The sequence below is a fragment of the Kitasatospora sp. MBT63 genome, assembly GCF_000710465.2.
Lineage (GTDB): Bacteria > Actinomycetota > Actinomycetes > Streptomycetales > Streptomycetaceae > Kitasatospora.
Window position 1 is genome coordinate 1 of record NZ_JAIZ01000701.1, and the last position, 5,572, is coordinate 5,572.

General features: G+C 69.5%; 5 protein-coding genes and 1 pseudogene. All 6 read right to left on the reverse strand.

The genetic code is table 11. The features are described from left to right. A partial coding sequence (locus AA75_RS36850; protein ID WP_149038597.1) for a dipeptide/oligopeptide/nickel ABC transporter ATP-binding protein occupies window positions 1-550 on the reverse strand: 550 nt, incomplete at its 3' end. Next, a complete protein-coding gene (locus AA75_RS36855) occupies window positions 540-1,592 on the reverse strand; it encodes an ABC transporter ATP-binding protein (RefSeq protein ID WP_033824777.1) in 1,053 nt (350 codons plus the stop codon). The genes AA75_RS36850 and AA75_RS36855, both read right to left, overlap by 11 nt. Window positions 1,593-1,607: 15 nt before the next feature. Next, the gene (locus tag AA75_RS36860) at window positions 1,608-2,606 is read right to left on the reverse strand and encodes an ABC transporter permease (protein ID WP_033824778.1); all 999 of its coding nucleotides are present in this window, start codon (window positions 2,604-2,606) and stop codon (window positions 1,608-1,610) included. Further along, window positions 2,599-3,525, reverse strand: a complete 927-nt coding sequence (locus AA75_RS36865; protein WP_033824779.1) for an ABC transporter permease — start codon at window positions 3,523-3,525, stop codon at window positions 2,599-2,601. Before AA75_RS36865 ends, AA75_RS36860 begins: the two co-directional genes overlap by 8 nt. A gap of 110 nt (window positions 3,526-3,635) precedes the next feature. After that, window positions 3,636-5,267, reverse strand: a complete 1,632-nt coding sequence (locus tag AA75_RS36870; RefSeq protein ID WP_033824780.1) for an ABC transporter substrate-binding protein — start codon at window positions 5,265-5,267, stop codon at window positions 3,636-3,638. 164 nt (window positions 5,268-5,431) lie between these two features. Then, window positions 5,432-5,572, reverse strand: a pseudogene (locus tag AA75_RS52860) (peptide ABC transporter ATP-binding protein); the annotation flags it as partial.

A 5,572-nucleotide genomic window follows, 5' to 3' on the forward strand; every position in this document is an offset into this window, starting at 1 on the left:
CGGAGAACTGGTGCGGGTACCGGTTGATGTACTCCGGGTTGAGACCGACCACGTCCAGCAGGTCCTGGACGGCCTTGCGGCGGTCGCCCTTCGGCGCCACCTCCGGGTGGATCTCGTACGGCTCGCCGATGATGTCACCCACCGTCATCCGGGGGTTCAGCGAGGTGTACGGGTCCTGGAACACCATCTGGATGTTGCGGCGCACCGCCTTCAGCGCGGCGCCCGACAGCCGGGAGATCTCCTCCCCCTTGTAGCGCACCGAGCCGGCGGTGGCGGGCTCCAGGTTCATCAGGACCTTGGCCAGCGTCGACTTGCCGCAGCCCGACTCGCCGACGATGCCCAGCGTCTCGCCCTGCATCAGGTCGAAGCTGACCCCGTCGACCGCCTTGACCGCGCCGACCTGCTTCTTGAACACCGCCCCCTTGGTCAGCGGGAAGTGCTTGACCAGGTCGCGGACCTCCAGGATCGGCTCGCCCTTGGGCACCCGGTGCCGGAACGCGATCTCCTCCGGTGCGGCCGCGCTGATCGGACTGGCCCCACTAGGCGTCATCGAGGGTCTCCTTCCAGAAGAAGCAGGCGCTGCCCCGGCCGGGGGCGGGCGTGCCGTCGGCCGCGGTGACGTCGAAGAGCCTGGGCACCTCCTGGCGGCAGATCTCCTGCGCCCGGGGGCAGCGCGGGTTGAAGGCGCAGCCCGGGGGGATCCGCAGCAGGTTGGGCGGCAGGCCCTTGATCGCGTAGAGCTCCTGGCCCTTCTGGTCCAGGCGCGGGATCGAGTCGAGCAGGCCGCGGGTGTAGGGGTGCGCGGGGCTGGCGTACAGCTCGTGCACGGGGGCGGTCTCCACGATCCGGCCGGCGTACATCACCGCGATCTTGTCCGCGACGTCGGCGACCACACCGAGGTCGTGGGTGATCAGGATCAGACCCATGTGGTACTCGGCCTGCAGCTCCGCCAGCAGGTCCATCACCTGCGCCTGCACCGTCACGTCCAGCGCCGTGGTCGGCTCGTCCGCGATGATCAGGTCCGGTTCCAGGGCCAGCGCCATCGCGATCATGATCCGCTGGCGCATACCGCCGGAGAACTGGTGCGGGTAGTCCGACACCCGGTCCTTGGCGGCCGGGATCCGCACCCGGTCCATCAGCTCGATCGACCTGGCCTTGGCCTCGGCCCGCGAGGCGCCGCGGTGTGCGCGGAACATCTCGCCGAGCTGGTGGCCGACGCTGAGCACCGGGTTGAGGGAGGAGAGCGCGTCCTGGAAGATCATCGCGATCCGCTGGCCGCGGATCCTGCGGCGCTCCTCGCGGCCCATCTTCAGCAGGTCCTGGCCGCGGTAGAGGATCTCGCCCTGCGGGATCCGGGCCGGCGGCATGTCCAGGATGCCCATGATGGCCTGGGCGGTGACGGACTTGCCGGACCCGGACTCGCCGAGCACGGCGAGCGTCTCCCCGGCGCTGACGGTGTAGTTGACGCCGTTGACGGCCTTGGCGACCCCGTCCCGGGTCTTGAACTCGACGTGCAGGTCGCGGACTTCGAGCAGCGGGCCGGGGTACGGCTCCTGCCGCTCGGAGCGGCCGAACTCGACAGCGGTAGTCACGGGGCGTCCCCTCGCTCAGCGCAGCTTCGGGTCGAGGGCGTCGCGCACCGCGTCGCCCATCATGATGAAGGCCAGCACGGTGACGGAGAGCGCCGCGGCCGGGAAGAACAGCACGTACGGCGCCTGCCGGATCACCTTCTGGGCCGAGGAGATGTCCACGCCCCAGGAGATGGTCGGGTCCTGCAGGCCGATGCCGAGGAAGCTCAGTGTCGCCTCGGCGGTGATGTAGCCGCCGAGCGCGATGGTGGCGACCACGATCACGGGGGCCAGCGCGTTCGGCAGGATGTGCCGGAACATCAGCCGGTTGGTGCCGGCGCCGAGCGCCTTCCCGGCCACCACGTAGTCGGCCTGCTTGACCGTGATGACCGCACCGCGCATCACGCGGGCGATCTGGGTCCAGCCGAGCACGGCCAGCGCCAGCACCACGGTCCAGACCGTGCGGGTGGTGAAGGCGTTCAGCAGCACCAGGCAGCCGAGCAGCAGCGGGATGCCGAAGAAGATGTCGATCACCCGGGAGAGCACGCTGTCCACCCAGCCGCCGAAGAAGCCGGCGGCCATCCCGGCCAGCCCTCCGAGGACGGTGACCGCCAGGGTGACGCAGATGCCCACCGTGATCGACGCCCGGGCCCCGTACAGCACCCGGGCGTAGACGGAGCGGCCCTGGCCGTCGTAGCCCCACCAGCCGGCGCCGAAGAAGTCCGTCCAGTCGGGCGGCCGCAGGAAGTCCTTGGCCAGGTTGGCCTGGCGCGGGTTGGCGTTGGTGAACAGGCCGGGGAAGATCGCGATGATCACCAGCAGCACGATCAGCAGCGCCGAGAGGATGAAGATCGGCTGACGGCGCAGGTCCCGCCAGGCGTCGCCCCAGAGGCTGCGGGCCTCCTCGCGCTTGGCCGGGTCGGGTTCGATCAGGGTGTCCTGCTCGACCAGCAGCCCCTGGTTGCCGACGTAGTCGAGGTGGCCGCTGCCGGGCGGGGGGAGCGGCTTGGGGTCGTTCTCGTCGTGCACGTCAGGCATAGCGGATCCTCGGGTCCAGAACGGCGTAGAGCAGGTCGACGAGCAGGCTGGCGACCAGGTAGACCACGACCAGCACGGTGACGATGCCGACCACCGTCGGGCCCTCCTTCTGGCCGATCGCCCGGTAGAGGATGTTGCCGACGCCCTTGATGTTGAAGATGCCTTCGGTGACGATCGCGCCGCCCATCAGCGCGCCCAGGTCGGTACCGAGGAAGGTGACCACCGGGATCAGCGAGTTGCGCAGCAGGTGGCGGGTGACGATGGTGCGGCGCGGCAGGCCCTTGGCGGTGGCGGTGCGGATGTAGTCGGCCCGCAGGTTCTCGCCGATCGAGGTCCGGGTGAGCCGGGCGACGTACGCGAGCGAGAGGGCGGCCAGCACGGCGCCGGGCAGGATCAGCTGGGTGATGTCCTCGGAGTCCTGCACGGTCGGGGTGACCCAGCCCAGGTCGGTGGCGAACACCGTCTGGGCGATGTAGCCGAGCACGAAGACCGGGATCGAGATCACCAGCAGGGTGATGATCAGGACCAGGGTGTCCCAGATGGTGCCGCGCTTGAGGCCGGAGAGCACGCCGAGCGGCAGGCCGACCACGATCTCGAAGAAGAAGGCGACCAGGGCCAGCCGGATGGTGACCGGGAAGGCGTCCGCCATGATGTCGGCGACCGAGCGGCCGGTGAAGCTGGTGCCGAAGTCGAGGTGGAAGAGGTTGTTCATGTAGTGCAGGTACTGCTTCCACAGCGGCTGGTCGAGGTAGTACTTGTGCCGCAGGCTGGCCACCTGCGCGGGGTCGGCCGCCTTGTCGCCGAACATCGCCGCGATCGGGTCGCCCGGGAGGGCGTAGACCATCACGAAGATCAGGAACGTCGCGCCGAGGAACACCGGGATCATCTGCAGCACGCGCCGGATAATGTAGCTGCCCATCGTGCCTCCTTCCGGGAGGTGACCTGGGGCGCGCCCGGGAGCGGGGGACGGGCCCTAGAGCCGGGGGCCCCGCCCTCCGTGCGGGGAGGACGGGGCCGGTACGGGCGGGATCAGCCCTTGACCTCGACCTGGGTCCAGGCCGGGTTGCCGAAGGAGTCGAACGTGACGTTCTGGACGTTGTTGGAGTAGCCCGAGTTGGTCCGGTAGTACCAGAGCGGGATGGCGGGCATGTCCTGCGGCAGGACGGCCTCGGCCTGCTGGTAGCCGGTCGCCGAGTCCTGGATGGTGGGCGCCGCGTCGGCCTGGGCGGCGAGCTGGTCGAACTGCGGGCTGGAGTAGCCGAAGTCGTTGGCGGCCGCGCCGGTGCGGTACACGTCGGACAGGAAGTTGGCGTTCAGCGGGTAGTCCTGCTGCCAGCCGGTGCGGAACGCGCCGCTGATCTGGTGGCCGGTGATCGCCGCCCGGGCGGTCTTGAAGTCGGTCTTGGGGTCGCCGGCGCAGTCCACCCCGGTGTTCTGCCGGATCGAGTTGCAGACCGCGTCCACCCACTCCTTGTGGCCGCCGTCGGCGTTGTAGGTGATGGTCAGCCGGCCGCCGGGCACGCCGCCGCCCTCGGCGATCAGCTGCTTGGCCTTGGCCGGGTCGAAGTTGCAGAAGTCGCCGCAGGTACCGGCCTTGTAGCCTTCGACGCCCTGGGCGACCCAGGAGGAGGCCGGCGCCCGGGAGCCCTGCAGCACCGTCTTGGTGATGGTGTCGCGGTCGATCGCCATCGACAGCCCCTGGCGGACCTTGGCGGTGTTGGCGCCCTGCCACTCGGGCTGGTACAGCGTGAAGCCGATGTTCTGGATCGAGCCCTGGGGCTCGTCGATCGCCCGGTTGCCGAGGTCGCTCTTGTAGCTGGACAGCGCGGACGGCGGCACCTGGTCCATCACGTCCAGGTTGTCCGACTGCAGGTCCGCGTAGGCGGCCTCGGCGGTGGTGTACATCTTGAAGACGACGCCGCCGTTCTTCGGCTTGTCGACGCCCATGTAGCCCGGGTAGGTCTTGGTCACCACCTGGGAGTTGTGGTCCCAGCTGACGAACTGGTACGGACCGTCGCCGACCGGCTTCTGGCCGTACCCCGCCGGGTCGTTGAAGAAGGCGTCGGGCAGCGGGGAGAAGGCGATGTAGCCGAGCTTGTAGGGGAAGTACGAGACCTTGCTGCTCAGCTTGATGGTGAAGTGGGTGTCGTCCACCACCGTCAGCCCGGACATGGTGGTCTTGGTGGCGGGGGCGCCGCCCGCCGGGTGGACGTCCTGGTAGCCCTCGATGTCGGAGAACCAGGAGCTGTTGATCTGGTTGTTGGCGGTGGTCGCCGCCCAGTTCCAGGCGTTCACGAAGTTGGCGGCCTTGACCGGGGTGCCGTCGTGGAAGGTCCAGCCGGACTTCATGGTGACGTTGAAGGTCTGCGAGTCGCTGGTGTCGATGGAGTCCGCGACCTGCATCCGCAGCGTGGCGTTGCTCGGGTCGTAGTCGGCCAGGCCCTTGAAGAGGTTCTGCAGGATGCGTCCACCGCCGACCTCGTTGGCGTTGGCCGGCTGCAGCGGGTTCTGCGGTTCGCTGCTCTGGTAGCTGAACGTCTTGCCGGTGTCCGAGGAACCGCTGCTGCTGCCTCCGCCGCCACTGCTGCCACAGCCGGTGGCCACCAGGGCCACGGATGTCGCAGCGATGACGGCCCGGCGCACTCGGGTGGCTGCGGGCATGGAGCTTCCTCCTAGGGGTGTGGAACGCATCACACCCCATGAGAAGCGCGGCCCGGCGGCGGCGCGACCGTAGTACCGCCGGATGGGTGCGTGCTCATGGGCCGTCAGGAGACGCCGAAGGGCCCGGGGTGCGGTAGTGCACCCCGGGCCCTTCGGACGGGCTGTCAGGCCGTGGTCGCGGCGGCCTCGCGGACCTCGGCGAAGTGGCAGGCCGACTCGTGCGCGGCCGGGCCGCTGAGCACCTGCGGCACCGCCAGCAGCGGCACCTCGGTCGAGCAGCGCTCCTCCGCCTTCCAGCAGCGGGT